Source organism: Zarconia sp., from assembly GCF_057467645.1.
Map to the genome: position 1 here is coordinate 19,452 of NZ_JBRJXU010000143.1, position 25,210 is coordinate 44,661.

The 25,210-nt window shown below is 50.5% G+C and carries 16 protein-coding genes; 11 read left to right on the forward strand and 5 right to left on the reverse strand.

All coding sequences use genetic code 11. The features are described from left to right. The first annotated feature begins 74 nt into the window (after nucleotides 1–74). From psbU to AC2215_RS21735, 6 genes are all read left to right on the forward strand, one after another. Nucleotides 75–494, forward strand: a complete 420-nt coding sequence (gene psbU, locus AC2215_RS21710; protein ID WP_486812102.1) for a photosystem II complex extrinsic protein PsbU — start codon at nucleotides 75–77, stop codon at nucleotides 492–494. 468 nt (nucleotides 495–962) lie between these two features. Beyond that, nucleotides 963–2,687, forward strand: a complete 1,725-nt coding sequence (nadB, locus tag AC2215_RS21715) for an L-aspartate oxidase (protein WP_486812103.1) — start codon at nucleotides 963–965, stop codon at nucleotides 2,685–2,687. 278 nt (nucleotides 2,688–2,965) lie between these two features. Continuing rightward, nucleotides 2,966–4,684 (forward strand): apolipoprotein N-acyltransferase, encoded by a 1,719-nt coding sequence (gene lnt, locus AC2215_RS21720; protein WP_486812104.1) that lies wholly within the window; start codon nucleotides 2,966–2,968, stop codon nucleotides 4,682–4,684. A gap of 1,203 nt (nucleotides 4,685–5,887) precedes the next feature. Next, entirely contained in the window at nucleotides 5,888–8,305 is a 2,418-nt protein-coding gene (locus AC2215_RS21725; RefSeq protein WP_486812105.1) for an Ig-like domain-containing protein, read from the forward strand. 725 nt (nucleotides 8,306–9,030) lie between these two features. After that, entirely contained in the window at nucleotides 9,031–10,407 is a 1,377-nt protein-coding gene (locus AC2215_RS21730; RefSeq protein ID WP_486812106.1) for a glycosyltransferase family 4 protein, read from the forward strand. A 438-nt stretch (nucleotides 10,408–10,845) separates the two neighbouring features. Then, nucleotides 10,846–12,294, forward strand: coding sequence for a glycosyltransferase family 39 protein (locus AC2215_RS21735; RefSeq protein WP_486812107.1), 1,449 nt, complete (start codon nucleotides 10,846–10,848; stop codon nucleotides 12,292–12,294). Between the two features lie 122 nt (nucleotides 12,295–12,416). Here the strand turns inward: AC2215_RS21735 and AC2215_RS21740 are convergent, their stop codons facing one another. Genes AC2215_RS21740 through ebsA form a run of 3 tightly spaced genes read right to left on the reverse strand, consistent with a single transcriptional unit; the run spans nucleotide 12,417 to nucleotide 15,065 of the window. Further along, a complete protein-coding gene (locus tag AC2215_RS21740; RefSeq protein WP_486812108.1) occupies nucleotides 12,417–13,487 on the reverse strand; it encodes a PstS family phosphate ABC transporter substrate-binding protein in 1,071 nt (356 codons plus the stop codon). Nucleotides 13,488–13,541: 54 nt separating this feature from the next. After that, nucleotides 13,542–14,633 carry a phosphotransacetylase family protein gene (locus AC2215_RS21745; protein WP_486812109.1) on the reverse strand — a complete coding sequence of 364 codons (1,092 nt, stop codon included), beginning with the start codon at nucleotides 14,631–14,633 and terminating at the stop codon, nucleotides 13,542–13,544. A gap of 48 nt (nucleotides 14,634–14,681) precedes the next feature. Then, nucleotides 14,682–15,065 (reverse strand): type IV pilus biogenesis protein EbsA, encoded by a 384-nt coding sequence (gene ebsA, locus AC2215_RS21750; protein WP_486812110.1) that lies wholly within the window; start codon nucleotides 15,063–15,065, stop codon nucleotides 14,682–14,684. 424 nt (nucleotides 15,066–15,489) lie between these two features. On the opposite strand from ebsA, the gene AC2215_RS21755 reads away from it, so the two are divergent. The 5 genes from AC2215_RS21755 to patX all read left to right on the forward strand — a co-directional run bounded on the left by AC2215_RS21755 (nucleotide 15,490) and on the right by patX (nucleotide 20,596). Then, entirely contained in the window at nucleotides 15,490–16,905 is a 1,416-nt protein-coding gene (locus AC2215_RS21755; RefSeq protein ID WP_486812111.1) for a glycosyltransferase family 2 protein, read from the forward strand. Nucleotides 16,906–16,963: 58 nt separating this feature from the next. After that, nucleotides 16,964–17,746 carry an ABC transporter permease gene (locus tag AC2215_RS21760; RefSeq protein ID WP_486812112.1) on the forward strand — a complete coding sequence of 261 codons (783 nt, stop codon included), beginning with the start codon at nucleotides 16,964–16,966 and terminating at the stop codon, nucleotides 17,744–17,746. A gap of 402 nt (nucleotides 17,747–18,148) precedes the next feature. After that, nucleotides 18,149–19,597 (forward strand): F0F1 ATP synthase subunit beta, encoded by a 1,449-nt coding sequence (gene atpD, locus AC2215_RS21765; RefSeq protein ID WP_486812113.1) that lies wholly within the window; start codon nucleotides 18,149–18,151, stop codon nucleotides 19,595–19,597. Nucleotides 19,598–19,731: 134 nt separating this feature from the next. Then, complete coding sequence (gene atpC / locus AC2215_RS21770) at nucleotides 19,732–20,139, forward strand: ATP synthase F1 subunit epsilon (protein ID WP_486812114.1); 408 nt, start codon at nucleotides 19,732–19,734, stop codon at nucleotides 20,137–20,139. Between the two features lie 277 nt (nucleotides 20,140–20,416). Beyond that, on the forward strand, nucleotides 20,417–20,596 hold the full coding sequence (gene patX, locus AC2215_RS21775; protein ID WP_486812115.1) for a heterocyst-inhibiting protein PatX: 180 nt from the start codon (nucleotides 20,417–20,419) through the stop codon (nucleotides 20,594–20,596). A 242-nt stretch (nucleotides 20,597–20,838) separates the two neighbouring features. On the opposite strand, the gene AC2215_RS21780 is transcribed toward patX, so the two are convergent. Further along, nucleotides 20,839–21,684 carry an SWIM zinc finger family protein gene (locus tag AC2215_RS21780; RefSeq protein ID WP_486812116.1) on the reverse strand — a complete coding sequence of 282 codons (846 nt, stop codon included), beginning with the start codon at nucleotides 21,682–21,684 and terminating at the stop codon, nucleotides 20,839–20,841. Between the two features lie 179 nt (nucleotides 21,685–21,863). Next, nucleotides 21,864–25,103, reverse strand: coding sequence for a DEAD/DEAH box helicase (locus AC2215_RS21785; RefSeq protein ID WP_486812117.1), 3,240 nt, complete (start codon nucleotides 25,101–25,103; stop codon nucleotides 21,864–21,866). Nucleotides 25,104–25,210 lie beyond the last annotated feature (107 nt).

Here is a 25,210-nt window from a genome sequence, read left to right on the forward strand (position 1 = left end):
GTAATTCTGAGTTCTCATTAAGAATGATAATATTTTGTATATTAAATCTTTCTGTATGAAGAGGAATCCACAAGATGAAACGACTAGTTCGGCTGTTGACGGCTGTTTGCGTTTTACTAAGCTGCGTGGGAATGCTAGCGCTACCGCAAAGAGCGCTCGCTGCAGATCTTAGCGTTCGTCCCATGCCCGTTTTAGCGCAATTCGCTGCCCAAAATGCCGCTGACAAGAAGTTAGGAACGGAATTTGGTCAGAAAATCGATCTCAACAATACCAACGTCCGCGCCTTCCGGAAGTATCGCGGCATGTTCCCCACTCTCGCTGGGAAAATCGTGGCGAATGCTCCCTTTGAAAAGGTGGAGGATGTACTGAATATTCCTGGATTGAGCAATCGGCAAAAAGAAATCCTGAAAGCGAATCTCGAGAACTTTGCCGTGACTCCCGTCGCGAATGTGTTCACCAGTGGTGGAGATCGCCTCAATAACGGAATTTACTAGGTTGCCCCGCCTGAAGATTTCTACGAATTCGCTCATCTTGCGTTTTGTGAGATGGGCATTTTTATATTTGTGAGATGGGCGTTTTGATATAGCCATCACCATGTGAAGGTGGGCAGAAGGGGGCTTTGGAGGCGACCGGGGCGACCGGGGGAAGACTTCCGGCAGATTACACAATTGGCTGGTGTTGTCTTAACTCGAATGGCGACTGCTATAGCAGTCGCACCTGGTGGTTCGTGGGACTTTGACCAAAATTGGTGTAGTTTGTGCCTTAAATCCTTATGGGCACTCAGCGATATACCTCCACGGAAACCCTACACCCAAAAACCCAGTTCTCAAACTGGCATCTGTTTAAACATGGCTCTGTGGATCGTAAGTGCCGCGCTCCCTTCCCCGGTAAACTATGGTTAAATGTAAAGCCAAGATTAAGATCTCACCCATAGAGGGGCTATTAGAGGGGCAATTTCGCCAGTGGTAAATTCATCAGCGTTGGATTGGGACTCCAAACCGCACCCCGCAACACAACTGCGCGATCGGTTTGACGTGTTGGTGGTGGGTGCCGGTGCGGCAGGTTTGTATGCTGCCCTTCGTTTGCCTCAATCTCTTAAGATTGCCCTAGTTACTAAAGATGAGTTGCCGCTCTCTGCCAGCGATTGGGCTCAGGGGGGCATTGCCGCAGCCATCGATCCTGACGACTCCCCCCAACTCCACATCGAGGATACGCTCAAAGCGGGTGCGGGACTTTGCGATCGAGAAGCGGTCGAGTTTTTAGCCCGAGAAGCCCCAGACTGCATTCGATCGCTCATCGATTTGGGAGTCGCATTCGATCGCCACGGAAACACCCTTGCCCTCACTTTAGAAGCCGCTCACTCCCGACGGCGAGTTCTCCACGCTGCTGACACCACGGGACGGGCAATCGTTAGCATCCTCAGTCAACAAGTATGCCAGCGCCCCAATATTCAAGTACTCTCGCGAGCCTTGGTGCTGGATTTGTGGCTCGATTCCCACGCTAAACGCTGTCAGGGGGCGAGTTTGCTCTACCGCTCTCAGGTTTGCTGGGTGAAAGCAAAAGCAGTAGTGTTGGCGACTGGGGGAGGCGGTCAAGTGTTTGCCAAAACCACCAATCCCGCCGTGAGTACCGGTGATGGGGTGGCGATTGCCTGGCGGGCGGGGGCGATGCTGCGCGATTTGGAGTTTTTTCAATTTCATCCCACTGCTTTAACCCAACCCGGCGCACCGCGATTTTTGATTAGCGAAGCCGTGCGGGGAGAGGGGGCGTATCTGGTGGATGCAAACGGACGTCGCTTTGCCTTCGACTACCATCCGGCCGGGGAACTCGCCCCCAGAGATGTAGTCAGTCGGGCGATTTTTCGTTACCTGCAAAGTACGGGAAACAACGAACCCGATGCCTGTGTTTGGCTCGATTTTCGTCCTATCGAACCCGATCGCATCCAACAGCGATTTCCCAATATCATCCAGGTTTGCCGTCAGTGGGGTATCGATGTGTTTCGCGAACCCGTCCCCGTCTCCCCGGCCGCTCACTACTGGATGGGGGGAATCGCCACGGATTTGACCGGTCAAACTTCGATCGCCCGATTGTATGCGGTGGGGGAAACCACCAGTACCGGCGTCCACGGTGCCAATCGCCTCGCGAGTAACTCTCTCCTTGAATGTTTGGTCTTTGGGGCCAAGTTAGGAGAACTGCAACTCCCCAGCGTTGCACAAGAACTCGAAGAAGACGTCCCTCGAGAAGCCGAACCCCCATCACCCCAAATCCTAGACATTGGCGAGCTCGCCATGCAACAATCCCAAATTGAGAAGATACGGCACGAGTTACCGCGTTGGGTGTGGCAAAGTGCCGGGATTTGTCGGGAAGCCGGTAGCCTGGAGGAGGGGATCGCCCAAGTCGAGGCGTGGCGCGATCGATTCGAGCGGTTGCCCCTGAGCCAGCAGATTCTCGACCTCAAGTCCGATCGACCCGCCAACCTAACCACAGATGAAGATCGCGCCCTCGTACAAACCTGGGCCCAAACCCGCAATTTGCTCGATATCGCCCACTTAATTCTCAAAAGTGCCGTATTTCGGACCGAAAGTCGGGGAGGTCACTACCGCAGCGACTTTCCCGACACCGATCCGGACTGGCAAGTGCATACCCTCGTTCGGGGCGATCGTTGGTGGAGATCGGAACCCCTTTGAATGTTGGAAGTGCGGAATGCAGAACAAAAAGGAGATGTGGGGAGGAGGAAACGGGGGAAACGAGGAAGCTATCGCTATGTTCGTTGAGATTAGGACAGTCTGAGCGTCACCAGAAGACTTCTCCCAAAGCCTCCCCTGCCTTCCCTGCCTCCCCTGCCCCCAAAGCCTTCAAAGCCTTCCGTGTCCCCGATGCTCCGGAGGGCGTTAGCGAAGCCATGCGTGAGGGCTATAGCATTTGGATATGTCAGGTTTTGTTTCACCCATAATTTATCGCTCAAATGCTTTGCCCCTACCGCCCCTATCTCCCCATCGCCATCGCATTTCTCGGCGGCGCACTGATGGGTTTGACGGTTGCGCCGTTTGAACTGTGGGGTTTAGCTTGGATTGCTCTGGTTCCCCTGTGGGTGCTACTGGAGCGATCGCAAACTCTCAAATCGGCGTTTTCCCATTCCCTGGCATGGGGGATCGGCTACCATTCCCTGGCTCTGTTTTGGATTACCGGACTGCATCCGATGACCTGGATGGGAGTCCCCTGGCTAGCGAGTGTGGCGATCGCCCTATTTTGTTGGGTGTTTATTACTCTTTGGGGGGCAGCGTTAGTGACCCTTTGGGGTGTGGTTCTGTTTAAGCTTCAACTTCAAATTCAACCGTCGCAATTCCAACTCGGTTGGCAACCGTCTCAAGAAACAGTCGCGCAAATCGATCGTCTTGCCAACAGCTCTAAACTTCTACCCCAGAACAAGCAAATCGACCACGATCGAATCGCACCAGTTGTTCGGATTTTGGTGGGAACGGCTTTGTGGTGCGTTCTCGAAACTTTGTGGAGTGCCACACCTCTATGGTGGCCCTGGCTAGCTATAACTCAAAGTCCCCACAATTTAGCCATCTTACATCTGGGTAAACTCTCAGGTCCGACAACCGTGGCAGCGGCGATCGTTGCGGTGAATGGGTTTCTCGCCCAAGCTTGGAGTACCCGGTTTTCATCTTCACCGGAAAAAGCGATCGCTCGCGGATATGCGCTCGTGGCGGCAATGGTACTGCTCGGTTCCCACGCCCTGGGATTTTGGCTGTTCGATCGCCCTTTAAACACATCTCCAACCACCGCTCTCAAAGTCGGCATCATTCAAGGCAATATTCCCAACGACATCAAACTGTATCCGGGGGGCATTCGTCGGGCCTTAGAAGGTTACGTCAGCGGTTACGAAACCCTCGCCGATGAAGGGGTAGATGCTATCCTCACCCCGGAAACTGCCCTCCCCGTCCTCTGGACGCAAGCCAATCGGCTGAGTCGAAATACTCCCGTCGGACATTTGTATCGATCGATTTTGGAACGAGGCGTTCCCATTTGGATTGGGGGATTTGGATTAGAAGAGGGTCAGGGTGGCAATAATTTTACCAATAGTTTGTTTTCCGTAAATGGTGACGGTCAAACCCTCAGTCGCTACGACAAAATTCAACTCGTCCCCCTGGGAGAATATATCCCGTTTGAGGAGTTGTTAGGCAAAATTATCGATCGCCTTTCTCCCCTCGACGCTCATTTAGTTGCTGGCAAACCGGGGCAAATTTTCGAGACCCCCTTCGGAAAAGCGATCGTCGGGATTTGCTACGAGTCGGCATTTCCCGAACACTTCCGCAAACAAGCCGCTGCGGGGGGCGAGTTTATTCTCAGTGCTGCCAATAACGCCCACTACGCCGAATCTATGCCCGCCCAACACCACGCCCAGGACGTGATGCGGGCGATCGAAACAGATCGCTGGGCAGTCCGTGCGACGAATACCGGATATTCGGCCATTGTCGATCCCCACGGACGCACCCGGTGGCAATCGGGGATTAATACCTATGAAGTCCGGATCGATACCATCTACCGACGTACCACCCAAACCCCCTATACGCACTGGGGAAATTGGTTCGTCTGGGTGTTGGTCGGTGTAGCAGCGATCGCTGTTTCTTTGTCCGTACAGAATCGCAGAAATAACAACATAGATCTCAACTCGTGAAAACGATGTATAGCAGGATGTATAGCAGGTATTTTACATACAGGTATTGTGTTGAATTCTGACGTGGTGGCGATCGACAGACTGCGTGCAGACGAACCAGAGGTGTAGAAGTTCCCAATCTTTCAAAAAATCAGCTCGATCGCCGATCTCATTCAGTACTTATTCCTTTTTCGCTGACACAATTTCAATATTTATACGTAGAGATTGAATTAATTTGAATAAAATTTGCGTACAAATTCGTAAACTTTTTAAGTTTAACCGTAAAAATACGGTTTGTGTTCTTTACTCAAAGTTAAACATGATAGATGATACTTCGTTTAATCTTTATGTGTAAATACGCCATTTGGCGGATATCATTTCATCTAGAATAAGTTGTAATAGAATACAAAGCAGCCAACCTCAATCAAAAGCAAGTTTTCAGATTGAAACTTAGGATTAGAGTTTGGTTGAGATGGGAATTGTGGTGCATCAGTCTGAACTTCTACCGGACTCCACAAAATGCATACCGTTATCTACTTCGCTCCTAACTCTATTGTGGTATCGATCGCGACCGATCGTCCACCCCGAACAAGGATTCACACTCAGAATTTCAGTTTTTAGTGCATCTCGATCGTGTTTTCGGACGAATTAGCGAAAGACGATCGCCCTCCGAATGGATTGCAGTCAAATCAAAACACAAAACACTCGCAGATGCGATGGCATCTCGAATCTATTTCTCGAATTCCTCCATGCCGACAACGTGTTGGAAGCTGACTGGAGTGAGGTTGATGCAAAAAATCACTGTGTTTTCAGTTAAAAATGTTACCTTTTTTAGGTGAATTGCGTTTTCCTCCCCAGTCTTTTATTTACCCTGCAACTTATTTCGAGATCGAGATAATTCTTGCGATTCGATCGTGCAGAGTGCAACTGAGGGGTTGCGACAAGCATGAAAATCGAGCGTGCAAGTTTGAGAGGTATTTCAGATATATCTAAATCGAAAGATGCGATCGAGAATTGCAGAAAACTTCCTGAATCCGACCGAAACGATCCGAACAAAAGGAAAGACATCGAGCTGATATCTAACACCGAACGAACATCACTGAGTGTTGGATTGAAAGCGATCGAAATTCATTCACTCAAAGGACTCGCTGCAATTTTGCTGTTAGTCTAACTCCCCCACTCATTTTTCTAGCCCAATCTAATCAAAAGAAGGAGATTTCTAAAATGGACCCTATTGTTAATCCCGGTGATGTCTTTGAAATTGATGGTGTTGTTGGTAACTTTGATGACATTGGTCAAGGTGACAACGTTTATCAGGCAGGTAATGTCAATGGAGAGACTTTCATTCGTGTCTTTGACGCTGACGGAAGAAATAACGATGGTCAGAATACAGCGACGGCAACGAAGACCTTTACTAATGACGAGATTGGTCCCGACGGTCAGTATAAAGTGACGGTTGGCTACTATGACAATGCAGGCAACGGAATCATCGACCTTGAGATTGGTGGAACTGCGATTGGAACCATCAACCTTAACGATGACAACGATCAGCAAGGCACGGAAGTTTTTGAGAACGTTACTATTGCAGATGGTGATGTAATTGCAATTAACGGGACTCGAGATGCAGGAGATGGCGCGCGGGTAGACTTTATTCGGTTTGAATTGCTCCCAGATGCCGATGCCGAACCCCCCACAGCAGATACTTTCGCCCCAGCCGATGATGCTACGGATGTCGCCGTTGGTGCCAACCTGACCGTCACCTTCAACGAAACCATCCAAGCCGGTACCGGAAATATCACCATCAAAAATGCTGCGGATGACTCGGTGGTGGACACCATTGACGTTGCCAATGCCACGATTGCTGGAACGACCCTCACAATCGACCCCACAGCAGACCTGGCTGCCGGCACTGCCTACTATGTCGAAATCGCAGCGGGTGCCGTGACAGACCTTGCGGGTAATGACTTCGCAGGAATTGCCGATGCCATCACTTGGAACTTCACCACTGCTGCTGCCCCCGATACTGAAGCCCCCACAGTAGCCACTTTCACCCCAGCCGATGATGGTGCAGATGTAGCTGTCGGTGCTAACTTGGTCGTCACCTTCAGTGAAGCTATCCAAGCCGGTACCGGAAATATCACCATCAAAAATGCTGCGGATGACTCGGTAGTGGAAACCATTCCCGTTGGTGATGCCACCATCGATGGAACAACCCTCACCATTAACCCCGCCGCAGACCTGACTGCCGGGACTGCCTACTATGTCGAAATCGCAGATGGTGCTGTGACAGACCTTGCGGGTAATGACTTCGCAGGAATTGCCGATGCCACCACTTGGAACTTTACTACCGCTGCGGATGGCGGTGATGGCGGTACCGATGGCGGTGATGGCGGCACTGATGGCGGTGATGGCGGTACCGATGGCGGTGATGGCGGCACTGATGGCGGCACTGATGGCGGCACTGATGGCGGCACTGATGGCGGCACTGATGGCGGCACTGATGGCGGCACCGATGGCGGCACCGATGGCGGTGATGGCGGTGATGGCGGTACCGATGGCGGTAGCACCGATGGCGGTAGCACCGATGGCGGTAGCACCGATGGCGGTAGCACCGATGGCGGTAGCACCGATGGTGGTAGCACTGGTGGTGGCACCGATACCGATGGCGGTAGCACTGGTGGCGGTAGCACTGGTAGTGGAACCGATACCGATGCTGGTAGCACTGGTGGCGGTAGCACTGATACCACCGAAACCTCCCTCGAACTCAACTTCCCCGAATTGCCCGAACCACCCACCACAGACAATACCGTCCCCGGTGATGATGCTGATAATGTCCTCTCTGGCGGCGAAACTGGCGATTTAATTGATGGTGGCGCTGGAAACGATGCCATTGACGGAGGTGGCGGCGACGACAACCTTGCCGGTGGTGTCGGTGATGATTTTATTAACGGTAGCACTGGTAACGACTTTATTGGTGGTGGTACTGGCGGCGATAGCGTATTTGCTGGTGAAGGCGACGACGCGATCGATGGTGATGAAGGTAATGATGTCATCGCTGCGGGTCCTGGAAATGATATTGTCAACGGTGGTAACGGCAACGATGTAATGTTTGGAAATGCCGGAACTGACTTTATGACAGGCGGTGATGGTGCTGACATTGCCTTTGGCGGTCAAGGTAGCGACGTCATAGATGGTGGCGACGGTAACGACGCTCTGGTCGGTAACCTCGGTGATGACAGTATTACCGGTGGCGCTGGAAACGACGTTATCTTTGGTAATATCGGCCGGGACGTCCTCGATGGTGGAGCAAATGACGATATGCTCTATGGTGGCAAAGGAAACGACACGCTAATTGGCGGATCGGGTAACGATGTCTTAGCGGGTAATCTGGCCGATGACGTGCTCACTGGTGGTTTGGGCGGCGATCGCTTCGACTTTAACTTCAACGATGGCAGCGACATCATCACCGACTTCGAGGATGGTGTAGATATCCTCGGCTTAGAAGCGGGCTTCACCTTCAGCGATTTGACGATTACTCAAATCGATGCCGATACTCAAATCCAAGCAGGCGGTGCGTCCATCACCCTACAAGGTGTAAATGCATCCCTGATTAGCGAAGCGGACATCGCCTTCATCCTGTAATCCCATTGGATTCTTTTCCAATTCTGACCCGTCGATCTGACCGATTCGAGCATTTGTTATAGATCGGATTGACTACGGATACCCAATAGGGGTGGACAATCGATCGTCTGCCCCTATTACTGTAAGCTGAGCCTCCTCCCCATCGCAGCGTGTTTGAGTGGTCCAGAAGTATCAGCAACAGCTCAAATATTGCCCCCTTAACCCCTCATCAGATCGGGATTGTGCAAGTTTTATCAGTTAGCTGCATTTCGATCGATATTTAAAATCCAATCTGAATCTTTACAATAGTGACACCTGAGTGCCCCCTCTCACAGCTTGATATTTGTTATAACTATACTGACAGTGAATTTACTCAAGTTTTCTGGTCACTCTCTTACAGTGCACATTATCCCCATCCTTAAATCTTCAGAAATCGAGATCTTGTTCGGATGGGTGAGAAAATTGATTCGCCAAACTATAAGGATATTCCTCTGTAGTAACACTGGGTTTAAAATCGGCGAACCGATCCCTTTTTCTAATGTTAGATTTGCATCCATCAAGGTAATTTTACTCACTCGGTCTAGCAATACGATCGAATGACTCCTGATGCTAATATCTTCAAAGAGTTACCTTAATTTAATCGAAACGCCTTAAGGTCTCTATGGGTGAGTATACTTTAAGAAAGAAAGATCCGCGACATTTGAGTCCGGACAGTAGCAGTATCGAGAACTCTTGTCATAAAAAATATGATGACATCCGACAAATATCGTAACGGAATTCGGGTCTTAATCATGGCCAGTCATGCTTCTTTAAAATTTGGAGGAGAAGCCGCTTTACCTTTTATGTTTTTTCGACTGTTAAGGCAGCGAAAAATTGACGCTTGGTTGTGCGTTCACGAGCGCACTCGAAGCGAGCTGAGGGAAAAGTTTGAAGATTGTGATTTTGAGAGAATTTATTTCGTTGAAGATACTTTTTTAATGCGCCAATGCAATAAGCTTTCAAAATACCTCCCCAAAAGACTGGCACATTTTACCTTAGGTTACATCATTCGCCTTTTTACTCAAATTGTCCAAAAGAAAATCGCGAAAGAGATTATCAAAACTGAAAAAATCGATCTGATTCATCAACCCTTTCCCGTTTCTCCCAAAGAACCCTCTATTCTTTTTGAGATGGGAGTTCCAGTCATTATCGGACCGATGAATGGCGGAATGCAGTATCCACCCGCATTTCGACACAAGTGGAGTAATTTATTTACTTGGTTAATTCCAATCAATCAGTTTTTATCCGATTTAGCCAATAAGGTTTTTCCGGGAAAGCTCGAAGCTGAAGCCTTAGTTTATGCTAACTCTCGAACGAAAATGGCGTTACCTCAAAACGTTACCGGTCAGCTATTCGAACTAGTGGAAAATGGGATTGACTTTTCCGTGTGGGATCGAGAATCAATTTCGAATCGCGAACGTTCTCGAAGCCGAGAAAACGAACCTGTTAAGTTTATTTATGTAGGTCGCTTAGTTGACTGGAAAGGAGTCGATCTCTTGCTCGAGGGTTTTGCCAAAATTATCGGCTCGGTGTCCGCAGAATTAGAGATTATTGGAGAGGGTTTACAACGAGAGCAGCTCGAACAACAAGCAAAAGAATTAGGTCTGACGAGCGACAACCCATCCACACCATCCAAGGTTAAATTTTCTGGTTGGCTCTCTCAAAAAGACTGCGCCCATCATTTGAGTGATTCTGATGTCTTCGTGCTTTCGAGTCTCTATGAATGTGGGGGGGCGGTTGTTCTTGAAGCGATGGCGATGGGACTGCCAACCATCGCAACGAAGTGGGGAGGACCGGTCGACTATATCAATGAAGAATGTGGCATTTTAGTAGAGCCGTCTTCTCGAGAAGAATTTGTTCGGGGTTTCGCCGATGCGATGTTAGACTTAGCTCAAAATCCCAATAAACGTAAAAGAATGGGTGAGGCTGGATATCAGCGCGCGATCGAGCACTTTGATTGGAATGTCAAAATCGACAAGATGTTGGAAATCTACGATAACGTAGCTTTCCCTACATCAAATCAATCAATTGCTTCACTCTCTCATGCCGATAATGACAAGAGGCTCAAGACACTTAATGCTTGAAGACAGCTTTTCTCGAAATAGAAAAGCGCTGATTTTTTTGGGCAAGAGAAAATTATGTCAAATCTTCAGTTAAACTAGTTGAAGTCTCAGTAAAGTTGAGATTTCATCTATGGGGTGAAAAAACGGAACCCCATTTAATATTCAATTGCGTGCTGTACCCTTGAGTATAATGAGTAGGTTTTTTCTGTAACCCCAACCAATCTCTAGAATATGTATTTCATCAGTCTATTGCTGGAGTAAGCACTCTCCAATAGACTAAGATGAATCTGCATAATCTCGATGAGAGCGGGTGCAACTACTTCCCCTACGAGCTATACTTGGTAGTCGTCCATGAAATTTTTGAGATCGAAACACGTCGAAATATTATCTTTGATATTATTTATTGGATCGTTCCTCAGGCTCTATCAGCTCAATACAGAAAGTCTGTGGATTGACGAAATGAATAGTCTTTATCGTGCGGATAACTTAGGGATTGAGAATCCGCGCCCCATTTATTTTCTACTCCTACAGCTCTGGACGATTATTGGTGAAAGCGATAGTTGGCTCAGAAGTATCTCTCTTATTTTTGGTATCGGTAGTCTAGTTCTCACTTATCACCTTGCAAGGCAACTGACCGATCGAAATATTGCCCTCGTTTCTACCCTATTACTCGCTGTTTCTCCCATCGCTATCAATCATTCACAAGAGGTCAGAATGTACTCTCTTGTGATTTTTTTATCTTTATTGGGAACCATTGCCTTAGTTGAGTTTTTCGATCGGCCGAGCCGAAAATGGCTGGTCCTGTGGTCTGTCAGCCGACTCTTGAATGTTTTAACCTTCCAACTCACCATTCTGCTGCTGTTACCCGATATCGTCATTTTTCTGTTTTTTTTCCAACCATGGCGCAAGTGGCTGCGGGCTTTTATCTCGGCTCTCGGTTTACTCGTTTTGGGATTACTGCCGACGGTTACCATCAGTTACTTACCGTCAATTCAAGGCTATCTAGAACCGCGGACCAATGGAGGAGGCGAAGCGAGTGCGAGTGCGAGTGTTAGCTTCATCTCGACGATCGCAGATAGTGTTACCTCTGTTGTGAGCAAACTTGTATCTTTGACGGTATTTTGGCCGTTGAATTTAGTTCTGGGTAATTCTGCCTTGAGTTTATTCTACAAAGCTTTTACGTTAGTTATTTTTTTACTGCTCGTTTTTGCCATTTTCAAGGGAAATGCGATCGGGCGCACGAACTTAATTTTAATTTGGACTTTTCTCCCCTCCGTCGCGTTATTTTTAGGCTCAACTCTTTTTCTCGGTGGAGAAATCTGGATATCTCGATACTTGCTGTTTATTGTTCCCTATTTTTTAATGGCGATCGCCGTCGGGTTCAGCCAGCTTTGGCGTTGGCAGCCGCAATTCACCGTGGCACTCGTCTTGCTGTATAGTTTGGCCGTCGGTGGTGGATTAACCTACTACTACAGCACACTGTATCGCGATGACTGGCAAGGTCTCGCTCGCGTCCTGGAAGAGAATGTTACACCCAGCGATACGGTGGTCTATTTTGCCCCGGAAAAATACGTTGAGTATTCTTTACCCCGCTACTACGATGCTTCACCATCGCTATACGAAGTCAGCAACGTATTTGATGAGTTTTCCGATGATGAGGACGAGAAATCTGACGAAACGTCATATCCAAACTTTACGGAAGGTTTGCCCACCGATGGCAGCAAACTGTATCTCGCGTGCTACATTTCTTGCCGGGATAAAGAAGGGATCGACTCGATCGCCCAAACAGTTATTGGCAACAATTTCACCATCGAAGCCGAGCAATCTTTTCAGGGTAAAGCACCGGGTGCGGTTTGGCCGCTGCGATTGCTGACAATTGAACCCGGGAAATCTCAGCCGCCGGGGTAATTTCTCCCCAGCTTCGGTCCTTAGCGAATACTCACAAATCCCGCTTCGGCAATCAGTTGCTGACCTTGCTTGGAGAGTAAGCGTTGCGCGTAGGCAATTCGCTAGAGGGTCTAGATCTCCCTCTAGCGAATACTGACAAATCCCGCTTGGCGTATCAGTTCTTGACCTGGAGCCGTGAGTAGGAGTTGGGCGTAGGCAATTCCCGCCCGTTCGTCAATTTGACCGTTTTGCTTGATAATCACGAACAATCGGCGGGTAATGGGATAGTCGCCACTTTGAAATGCTGCCGCGTTGAGCTGGTTGCGAACATCGGGACAGGCTCGAGATGGGACTAAAGGTTCTTGGTAGGGCGGAACCAGGTTATTGGCAGAACGACCGACGGGCAAGGGTTTAATGGTACATTGAGGCACTACTTCCGGAGCTGAAGCGTAATAGATGCTGCCGGGGTTGTTTCCCACTTCGCGTAATGCCTGAGTGGTGGTGGGGACGAGTTTGACATCGGGGGCGAGATCTTCACCACCCAGGACGTTTTCGATAAAAAACTCCACCGTTCCCCCACTCTCGGGAGAGCGAGACACTGGAACGACGGGTCGGTTTGGGCCGCCCACTTGATTCCAATTGGTAACGTTTCCCGTGTAGATTTGTTTGAGTTGAGCGATCGTCAAACCTGCCACATCTAATTCGGGATTAACGGCCACTGCGATCCCGTCGATGGCTACGGGAACTTGTTTTAGGGTTCTGCCTCGTTGCTTAGCGCGATCGTATTCTTCATCTTTAAGAGGTCGCGACGATTGGGAAAATGCCAGTTGGTCATCGAGCAGCATCCGAATCCCGCTTCCAGAACTGGGAATCCCATCTAAAGGATTGACATAGCGCAATTCAAAATCCGAGCGCTCCCCGCGAATGACAGTGTCAACGGTTTGGCGTAGGGGAACCCAGGTGGAACTTCCCCCGTAGTTAAACACCCCTGTCGGCACACCTGAAACTTGAGCGAAATCCGATAAGTCGATCGCATCGAGACCAGCAGCGGAACCGGTTTTCGGACTCTCGGTCGCATCTCGAACTGAAGAGTCAGAGGATTGAGAAAACAGTTGACCCAGTTGCCCTCTAAACAGCCAGACACCGCCACAGAGTAATCCGAGGGTGACCAACAAGGCGATTGCCAGGGTTGCCGTTTCGTTTTTCTGAGACATGGACGGAGCATTCCACTCGGGAATCCTAAAAACTAATGCCAGACCGAACCCAATTTAAGAAGATGCGATCGCCGATTGCAGACCCAAAGACTCTAAAAGCCGATCGAGATCGAAATGTTCCGCCATCATTTGCCGCACGTATTCGACTTTAATCGAGTCATGCAAGCGCACTTTCCCAAAAGTCCGATCGATCTGCTCCACGGTTTGCAGGGTATCTAGCTCTACCGAGAGCACTGGAATTTCTACCTCTTCCGCGCGACTGAGCACCAGAGGCGGAGGCGTAATATGTCCGGTCAAAATCAGGCAGTGAGCGGGGGTTTCCAAGGCCGCAAGTTGAATATCCGCTCGGTCTCCTCCGGTAACGATTGCCATATTGCGAGCTTGGGCGAAATATTGCACCGCAGAATTGACACCCATCGCCCCAATTTGAATGCCTTCAAGCATCAAATCCAGGCGATCGGCACAGCACAGAACGTCTGCATTGAGGTGGTGGGCGATTTCCCCGACGCTAACGCTGCGCAGCAACTCGCTACTGGGGAGCAAACCCAACACCGGAATCCCCCCAGCTTCGAGAAATGACTGGAGTTGCGTCCGCGCCGTTTCAAATTCCGTTCTCGGCACGTCGTTAATCACAACACCGACGAGGCGATCGCCCAGACGCCGTTTTGCCGCGAGCAGGGAATCGACCAACAAAACCGAGTGGAAGCGAGCCACCAGGATAACTCGCGCATCGATCGCCCCTGCCAGTTGGGTGAGGGAGAGGTTAAATAGACCCCCTTCTTCTAAATTTCCCGGTCCTTCAAGCAGTACGAGTTCCGAGTCCCCTTCGAGGTAAGACTCCACTAGGGCATTTTGGTAATCCGTCGTATCTTGCTGGAGCAGGCGTTTTTCGATGGTCTCGGCATTGAGGGAGAGCAGCGTCGGTTTCACCCGATTCGGGGGCAGCTTGAGGAGACTCGTCAGAAACCGGACATCTTCATCCATCTCATCGTCAGGAGACTCACTCAGACAAGTTCCCAAAGGCTTACCGTAGGCAAAATCGATGCCCCGCGCTTTGAGTTGGTGGGCGATACCCAAAATCGTCGCTGACTTCCCGCTATAGGCTTCGCTCGAGCCAACTAGTAAATATTTTGTGGATTGTGGCACATTCGTCTCCTCCCGAGTGGATCGTTTTGGCAATCTGGCTGACTGATGCTAGTCATCATACCGTAGTAGCTTAGTGTAGAAACGTCGAGAAAAATCAACCACCCGCGATCGTTTGAAGATAATGAGCAACTCAATTAAGTAGTTGATAAACTCGAAGTTCGCCATGGTGATTTCATAGCTCAGATCGGCATTGCCATCGAACTGGAGGCGACACCGCGTCATATCTGCGGGCAACGTAGAAACACTCCAGGTGGCGACGAAGGGAATATTCTTTCCACCTTCAATTTTTCGCTCCCCTTCGAGGGAACCTCGATCGTAGAGACTAATGACCAAAGGGAGAGCGGTGCGCTGATTGTTACTTTTGTAGTAGGGCAAGTAAATCCCGACTTTGGCAGTGGGAGCGGGTTTCAGTTGCTCTAAAGAGGTAGACATTGTAAGAAAGCGTCCCTTTACAACTTGGCTCGGATAGTACGTGACGGTATGGTTTCACCGCTTTAGATGCGATCGGCCCGTGGAGATCGGGCGACGGGCGACGAGCAAGTGCCGATCGCGTAATTAGGCTCCTACATTTTACCCACGATCGCCCGACCGTCTGGCAAAAGTTTAAGATCGGGCTTCAATGGGGAAAATTTGCGGATTTTCCAGGGGGGATCCCCCTTTTCGATACAATAGGGATACAAAACGCAACATGGATTAACAGTTATAAACCTTCAGTTTACAACTGGAAATTTTGAGATTCTCACCGATTAAATGAGACTATGAAGCAGATATCCGATCGGGCCCAGACTGGGTTCTGGCAGCAGTTAACGGTTGACTCCATCTCATCCACAAGCCGGGTTTGGGGGGGTGGCAGCCGATGAGGGCAAATTCTTGGTCCGAAGACGATTCCGATCGGAATTTCGAGCCACTAGCATCGATTCTTTTTGGCAATACCCAGCAGGCGGAAGAATCGATGGATGAATTAAGCGTGCCGGCCGGCTCTTATCGAGGGTATGCCGGACGACGCCGCAAAGCCGCAACGGTTTTGATGGCGATCTGGCTGGGGACGATCTTACTATATTTTCTGCCCTGGGGGTCGGCTCTGGTTCTGGGGTTGGCAAGTTTGCTGACCGTTCATACGTTGCGCTTTTTTCTAGCAACCCCCAAAGCCGCCGTGGCTGCCTTACCAGAAGGAGAACGAACCGAGTGGCCGTCCGTTTCGGTCCTCGTCGCCGCCAAAAATGAAGAAGCGGTAATCGCTTCCCTCGTCGAACGACTCTGCCATCTCGATTATCCGAGCGATCGCTACGAAGTTTGGATAATCGACGATAATAGCAGCGATGGCACCACAGCAGTCTTGAAAGAACTCGTCGGCAAATACGATCGCCTCAACGTTCTCCATCGAACCGCCGAAGCCAGTGGTGGTAAATCCGGCGCTTTAAACCAGGCCCTGCAACTGGCTAAGGGGGAGATTCTGGCGGTTTTCGATGCCGACGCGCGAGTGAGTCCGGATTTGCTGCGGCGAGTGGTTCCCCAATTCGATCGACCCCGAGTGGGTGCGATACAATTGCGCAAAGCCATCTCCAATGCCAGCAAAAATTTCTGGACGCAGGGTCAAGCGACAGAAATGATTTTCGATGCCTTCTTGCAACAGCAACGTCACGCAGCGGGCGGCATCGGAGAATTGCGAGGAAACGGTCAGTTCGTACGGCGAAAAGCCCTAGCCAGTTGTGGCTATTTTAACGAAGAAACGATTACTGACGATCTGGATTTAACCCTGCGCTTGCACCTGGATGGGTGGGATATCGACTGTACCTTTTTCCCCACCGTCGGCGAAGAAGGAGTCACCGATGCGGTTGCCCTGTGGCACCAGCGTTCCCGTTGGGCAGAAGGTGGCTACCAGCGCTATTTAGACTACTGGCGCTTGATTTCCCGCAATCGCATGGGATGGGGCAAAACCATCGATACGGGGGTGTTTTTCATCACCATGTATCTCCTCCCCACCGCTGCCATTCCTGACTTATTCATGGCGATCTTGCGCCGTCAGATGCCGATGCTCGCCCCCATTACCAGTTTGACGGTATGCGTTTCCGTGGCTGGGATGTGGCTGGGTTTGCGGCAGGTTCGCCGGGTTCAGAACCAACCCCTGCACTTATGGCAAGCTCTCTGGCAAACGCTTCGAGGGACGTTGTACATGCTGCACTGGTTTGCCGTGATGGCAGCCACCACCGCGCGGGTTTCGGTGCGTCCCAAACGTTTGAAGTGGGTGAAAACCGTGCATCGCGGACATTAATCGGGGACGTGCGGAAGTCGGCAGTCAACAGTCGGAATTCGGAATGGGAGGAGGCGGTATGAAACGATACTGGCAAATTTTAAAACTGTTCTGGGGGGCATCGATTTCCGCCCAATTGGAGTACCGCGCCAACTTCCTCCTGGCCAGTCTGAGTAGCTTGGGCAATCTCGTCGGTAGCTTGTTCGGTTTATTTTTGTTCTACCGGACCGGCTATACCTTTGAGGGCTGGAGTTGGGAAGAAGCGACGGTTGTTTTGGGGGTGTTTACCCTCCTGCAAGGCTTTTCCCAAACCTGTCTGATTCCCAACCTCAATCGCATCGTCACCCACATCCAGGAGGGAACCTTGGATTTTATCCTCCTCAAACCCATCAGTTCCCAATTTTGGCTGTCTACGCGCACGATTTCCCCCTGGGGTTTGCCGGATTTTATCTTTGGCGGCATTCTCATCGGTTATGCCGGGGGAAAGTTGGGGTTGGGCTTCGATCGCTACGTTTTGGCGATCGCGCCTTTATTGTTTGGCACGGTCAGTCTCTACGCCCTGTGGTTTATTTTAAGTGCCACCAGCGTGTGGTTCGTGAAAATCTATAACGTCACCGAAGTGCTGCGGGGACTCCTCGATGCGGGGCGATACCCTATGGTGGCGTACCCGGCAGCCTATCGATTTTTCTTTACCTTTATCGTTCCCGTGGCATTCCTCACTACTGTTCCCTCGGAAGTGTTGCTCGGACGCGGGGAAATTTCCTGGGTTGTGGGGGCAGTAATTTTAGCGATCGCCCTGTTGCAAGCCTCGCGAATGTTTTGGAATTTTGCCCTGCGTTTTTATACGAGCGCATCGAGTTAGAGGTTTTGAAAACCTCGATTGCTCGAATCTTGATATCAACTGTAGTTGTAGCTAAACGGGACAAGTAATGGTCGAGATCGTGGCTGAGAGATTTTTCCAATTCATGCACGATCTGAATTCAATTTGACCCGGACTCGATCGAAATCTCAGGTGCTCTCCCAATCCCATAAGTCATAAACTTGAGCGGATTCGCGTTATTTTGGGAAGCGAATTCACATCAGACATCATTCCGAATTTTGCATTTCGACTTCGATACTCTCCGATCTTCCCCACACCGATCGCTCCGAGAACCGATCGCTCATTTATCCCGGTCAATTCAGTGGTACTCTTAGAATTGGCATATTTTAACGGTAGTTTCCGCTACCGACGAAAACTTTAGATTATTTACAGAAAATCTCAAGCATGGTCACCACCGCCCAGAAGACAAGTACCGGCTATATCACCCAGATAATCGGGCCCGTTGTAGACGTGAAGTTCCCCGCCGGCAAGATGCCGCAAATCTACAACGCTTTAAAAATCGAAGGAAAAAATGCGGCCGGACAAGATGTATCCGTGACCGGTGAAGTGCAGCAGCTCCTCGGCGATAACCAGGTGCGGGCTGTTGCCATGAGTTCCACCGATGGTCTCGTGCGAGGTATGGAAGTGGTCGATACCGGTACGGCGATTAACGTCCCCGTGGGTACGCCGACTTTGGGTCGCATCTTTAACGTATTAGGCGAACCCGTAGACCAACTCGGCGATGTGAATGCTGAGGAAAGCTTCCCCATTCACCGTTCGGCTCCCGCACTGACGGATTTGGAAACCACACCTTCGATCCAAGAGACGGGGATTAAGGTGGTCGATCTGCTCGCTCCCTACCGTCGGGGTGGTAAAGTCGGTCTGTTCGGTGGTGCCGGTGTGGGCAAAACCGTGCTGATTCAAGAACTGATCAACAACATCGCTAAAGCCCACGGTGGTGTGTCCGTGTTTGGCGGCGTGGGCGAGCGCACCCGCGAAGGAAACGACCTTTACAACGAATTTATCGAATCCGGGGTGATCGATAAAGACGAGCGCAGCAACTCGAAAGTGGCCCTGGTATACGGTCAGATGAACGAACCGCCCGGAGCCCGAATGCGTGTGGGTTTGGCGGCTTTGACCATGGCTGAATACTTCCGCGACGTGAACAAGCAAGACGTGCTGCTGTTCGTCGATAATATCTTCCGATTCGTGCAAGCGGGTTCTGAAGTATCCGCACTCCTCGGACGGATGCCCTCTGCGGTGGGATATCAGCCGACTCTGGGTACGGACATGGGCGACCTGCAAGAGCGGATTGCTTCGACCACTGAAGGTTCGATTACCTCGATTCAAGCAGTGTACGTGCCTGCTGATGACTTGACCGACCCCGCACCGGCGACCACCTTCGCTCACCTCGACGCAACCACCGTGTTGTCTCGGGCGTTGGCAGCGAAAGGAATTTATCCGGCGGTGGATCCCCTCGATTCCTCCTCGACCATGTTGCAGCCGGATATCGTGGGTGAAGAGCACTACAACACGGCCCGCGCGGTGCAAGAAACCCTTCAGCGCTACAAGGAACTGCAAGACATCATCGCCATTTTGGGCTTAGACGAACTCTCTGAAGACGATCGCCTCATCGTGGCTCGCGCTCGGAAGATCGAACGTTTCTTGTCTCAACCCTTCTTCGTGGCAGAAATCTTCACCGGTTCTCCGGGTAAGTACGTCAAACTCGAAGACACCATCAAGGGATTCAACATGATTCTCTCGGGCGAACTCGACGACCTGCCCGAGCAAGCCTTCTACCTGGTGGGCGATATCAACGAGGCGATCGCCAAAGCCGAGAAAATGAAGTCATAAGTTATCGATACTCCCCTCGATAACCCGATCAAAATTGCGAATCGCAAAGGGTTCGTTCTCGAATTACTTTCGATTCGCAACTCCACCTCGCTTCAATACATCGCTTTCGATCGTCACATCCATATCATCGACCTATGACCTTAAATATTCGCGTGATTGCTCCAGACCGCACGGTGTGGGACGATACAGCTCAAGAAATCATTTTACCGAGCACCACCGGACAACTGGGTATTCTCTCCGGTCACGCTCCCTTACTCACGGCTCTTGATATTGGCGTGATGCGCGTGCGCCCCGATAAAGAATGGGTGCCGATCGCGTTAATGGGAGGCTTTGCTGAAGTTGAAGAAGATTGCGTCACGATTTTGGTCAATGGAGCCGAACCGGGCGAAGATATCGATCTCAAAGCCGCTCAGCAAGAGTACGAGGACGCTCAAGCTCAATTCAACCGCTCTGAGACGGGAACCAAGCAAGAGCAATTGCAAGCCAAAAAGAATCTCAAACGCTCTCGCGCTCGCGTGTTGGCTGCGGGAGGCTCGGTTTAAGCCACAGCTCGAGAATCGGTTAAATTTTGGGTACACCGAAGAAGTCTGCCGCCACGGCAGGCTTTTTTTTGGGTTTTCGAGCTTCAAAATCGAGATGGAAAGGCGAGGCGATCGCACCCTTTACACAAGCAGACGGTATTTCTCTGTATTTATGACCGATCGCTTTAAAGAATCATACGTAGTAATACTGAATTTTAAATTCTTCCAAACTTTGCTCCGGATTGTATAGCCATAGCAACGTAACCAGAAATAGAAGCTCACACATGGAACGTTAATTATGCGCATCTATGGAACCCTTTTCATCTCTGGTCTTTTCTTCACTGGTTTAGCTGCAAACGCTCAAATGGCGAGTGCCACTTCTGCCAGTATCCAGTCTAACGATTCCATCTACCAAACTATAAGTCTTGAAGCACAAAATGTGTCGGAACTTGTCCCTTATCGAGGTAGCGGACGCTAATATTCAGGGTCAATTGTCCACACTTCCTCATAGGTATTATAACTCTTAAATGTCTGGATCTCACCCTTGTGATTCAGACATTTCTAATTTGAATTTTATCGAAACTAACTTCTTCGTTAAAACGATTTATAACCTTTAAACCATAGAGAAAAAAATCAACTTTTCTCAAATCTATTCATTAATTTATCTCCCCCTTTGGCCTTTAACCCTTCCCCTGTAACCCTTTTGGGTCCCCATATCTATTACGATTTAATTTCCATCGCCCTTCCCATCGCTCCTTGGCTGACAGTTTGGTAAATGCGATCGAGATCGTTTTTGACCGCCTCCGCCGCAGCAGCGGACGATCTTCCATTCGTTTTCGCGCCTTTAGCCAGGGCTGCTGTTCCCAAAACATCTAAAATCGTACTACTTTCTGCTGGGGGGGCGATAACGACTAAAGAAGATTCGAGTTGGGAATCGTAGTGCCAAAACCGCTCGAGATCGATGGGAGTTTCAACCTTCGCCGTTGAGCCAGATTCCCCCGCTTCTACATCTGTTGCCTCTTCACCACGAATGCGTCGCAACGCCGCAATAATTCGTTCGCCGCTGCATCCGCGCAGTTGAAATAATACAAACGGATCGTCAGCAAATCGATCGCCGAGCAAATGGTACACGGCAATGATGTGCTTGCAGGGGTTTGCTTTGTCGGGACAGCTACACCGAGAGCGAATTTCCGAAAGCTTAAAGGGAAACAGCCTCAATCCGTTGGCGGCAAATACATCCTCGATATTTTGCGGCATTTCCCCAGCCATTAACTTTGCCGAGAAAATTGCCTGTTCCGACATCGTCTGGACGATACAATCCCAATCTTCATCGGTAAACGTCTCCACCCATAAAGATTGTTCGTAAGGTTCCGGTTCGCTACCTCGAACGCGAGATACGATTTTATCCCCTTCAAAGTCAATATTGAGGACGTTTCCCTGTCTGGCGTAATTTCGACCTCGTTCCAAGCGCTTTTTAAACCGATATTTATCGAGAAGGGCCAGCCATTGCTGCACCCACCATTCTCGATCTGAATCGATCTCGTAATTCGTTCCCTGGCTTTGCATGAATAAATTCTCTTTATTTCAAACGGTTATAGATGATTATAAATTTCTAAGAAAAGGGGAATAGAGAATCGGGAATGAGGAATAGAAACAACCTATTGTTTCAATCGTGTCAATAAACTGATGACGAAGCGCGATCGAAAGAAATATACTATCGCCGCCATTACCCACCCTACACCCCTCTACTCTTCTTCTTCGATCGCCGCATTCCGATCGAGTAATAGCAGATTCCGCAATCCATTGGTATCGAGTTCAGTCAACCAATCTTCTCCAGACCCCACTACTTGTTCGGCAAGGGCTTTCTTACTTTCAATTAAATCGTGAATTTTCTCTTCTAAAGTTCCCGTACAGACAAATTTATGAACTTGTACGTTGCGGGTTTGTCCGATGCGAAACACTCGATCGGTTGCCTGATTTTCCACCGCCGGGTTCCACCAGCGATCGTAGTGAAACACGTGGTTGGCGCGGGTCAAATTTAACCCCGTTCCCCCCGCTTTAATCGACAGTATCATAATCGGCGGTCCTTGAGGATCGTGTTGGAATCGATCGACCATTTCTTCTCGCTTGTTTTTGCGCGTCGAACCGTATAAAAACAGAATTTTCCGCCCGAATTTCCGTTCGAGATAGGGTTGCAGAAGCTTACCCCATTGAGCGAACTGAGTAAAAATCAACGCCCGATCGCCCTCTAATAATAACTCTTCGAGCATTTCCTCCAAACGCTGCAATTTCCCAGAGGATTTCGCAAACGACTCAAAATCGGCGATTGACGGTTTTGCCTTCGATTTTGACCCCTTTGCCGAAAGTTCTAAAAGTTGGGGATGATCGCACACTTGTTTAAGCCTCACCAGTAGCGAGAGAACCATACCCCGGCGCTGAATTCCCTCAGCCGATTCGATCTCTCCCAAAGACTCATCCACCACTTTTTGATATAACCGTCCTTGCTCGGCTGATAGCGGACAAAATACCGCACTTTCCTGTTTTTCCGGTAAATCTTGAATGATGGTTTTATCCGTTTTCAGGCGACGTAAAATAAACGGTTGTACCAGCGATCGCAACGTTTCCAAAGAAGCGGTATCCCCATACTTTTCAATGGGAATGGCAAACCGACGCTTGAAAAAGTTTTGTCCCCCCAAATAACCGGGATTGAGAAAATCCAAAATCGACCACAATTCCGTGAGGCGGTTCTCCACCGGCGTTCCCGTCAGGGCAATGCGGAAAGTCGATTCCAACTCCCGCACTGCTTGAGATTGCTTCGCCGAGGCATTTTTAATATTCTGGGCCTCATCGAGAATCGTTATCTGCCAGTCCACCTTCTGCAAATCTTTCAAATCCCGGTATACCAAAGAAAAACTGGTAATTACCAAGTTTTTCTTCGCCACCGTACTGGCAAAGGTTTTCCCCTTCAAACGCTTATCCCCATGATGGACGAGGGTTTTGAGAGAGGGACCGAACTTCTTCACCTCCCGTTCCCAGTTGCCCAACACCGAAGTCGGACACACCAACAAAACCGGCGCGTCGAGGGTTCCTTTTTCCTGGAGGTATTGCAAAAAGGCGATCGTCTGGATGGTTTTCCCCAAACCCATATCGTCGGCCAAACAGGCCCCCAATCCCCAGCGTTCCAGAAAAGCCAGCCAGCCCACCCCCCGTGCCTGGTAGGGTCGCAACTCCCCGCGAAATGCCTCCGGTGCATCCACGGGTTCGAGGGTGGTATTCCCCATCAGCACCGACATCAACTCCTCCAGGGGACCGCTGGCTTCAAAACTGACCACCGGCAGCTTTTCCACCACCTGGGTATCCCCAGAACTCATGCGCAGGGCATCTTCGAGGGATAGGGACATTTTGTCTTGACGTTCGCGCAAAAACGCCTGGGCCGCCCGCACGTCCCCCGGTCGCAACTCCACCCATTCTCCATCGATTTCGACGATCGGACTGCCTTGGGTAATCAGTTCCTCGAACTGGGCCGCTGAAATGCGCCGTCCGGCGAGGGTCAGTTCCCACTTAAAATCGAGCAAGCTTTGCAAACCCATCCCTTGGCGGCGTTTGCCCGGAGACTCAGCGCGAATGCTCAACCCCAGCCGACCGGTGGTATTTTCGGGATCGAGACCGGGGGGCAGAATCACCCCCAAACCGCTGTCCTGGAACCGCCACACCATACTTTTGAGAAATTCGTAGGCTTGGATGGGTGTGAGACGACATGAAGTCGGACGCTGGGTTTGCAGGCTTTCCTCAAGGGGAGGATACATACGCGAGGCGAGACCCAAACCACTCAGGAGGGTTTCTTGGGGACGTTCGATGGTGCGTCCGAGATAGTTAAATTGTTCGACAGCGTGACTCCACACAACTTTCGCGCCGATGAGGAAATCCGGTTCGTCGGCGGCTTGGAGGACGTATTCCAAAGTCCAATCCCGTTTGTGACTCGGTTGCAAGATAAAACAAGTGCGAAACTGGTTTTGTCCGGCGAGGTAGGGGGCGACGGGGGCGATCCAGGTGGAGATTACCGTTTCTAGGGCTTCGACAGTTTTGGGTTTGAGGGTGGGGCTGGTCTTTGGGGTGGTGAGGGCTTTCAGCCAAATTCCGACATCGCCACTGACGGTGGGTTCGGTGTCGTCGGAGAGAGTCCGCACTTGCGCGTCGATGCTTCCCTGGAGAAAGTCCCGCAGTACGTCTTGGGGTAGGGGGATGTTGAGTTGGGCGTTGCCGGGGGTAAAATTGGCGGCGAAAGTGGCGATCGACTCTGGGTCGAGGGTTGCTGGGTCGAAATAGCTCAAACAGGTGGGGGGCATCTGTTTGGCGAAGCGTCCCAGGCGATCGCGATCGATACCGCTATCGAGTAAGGGTTGCCAGCAGGCGATCGCATCCCCATCGGCGGTACGGGCAATACCAGGGAGGAATTTTCGCCGCGAGAGCAAATCCAGCGTCCACCGGGCAACGTGAGACCAGAAGCGCAGATCTGCTCCCATAAAGGTTTCGGTGTCGGCAATGCCCCCTAAGGGTAAGGTTTGCAAAACGTCGATCGCCTCTTTTGGACTCAGGCACAATCCTTCCACTTGCCAGGGAACGGGGGTGAGTTCCGAGACCGGTTCGGCCGCAGAGTGTTGGGGAATGCGTTCTCCGGTATCGAGAATTTGGGTGGGGAGGGCGATGGCGATCGATTGCCAGCGATTCGGATGGCTTGAGCTGCGGCGTTTGCCTTTTTTCGGGGGGTCGATGGCATCGGCGAGTACTGAATAACTGAGGCGACGATCGACCCGTAATGTTGTCAGGAATTCTTGAAGTTCTCCGGCATTCATCCCGAAAGGATGGGAGGACATGGCATCGGGAATGGGAGAATCGAGCTGTTCGAGTCGCCGCCAAGTTTCCCCCCAAATGAAGAAACGACGGCCTCGAGGTGCACTCAGCCAGCTACCGTGTAATATTGCCATGTCGTTTTCATGCGATCGAACTCTACTGAGTCTAGCGCTACCGCGTCCCTAGATAAAGCTCGCCGCACGGGAAGTTCGATCGAATTGAGATCCCGAAACAGACAAAC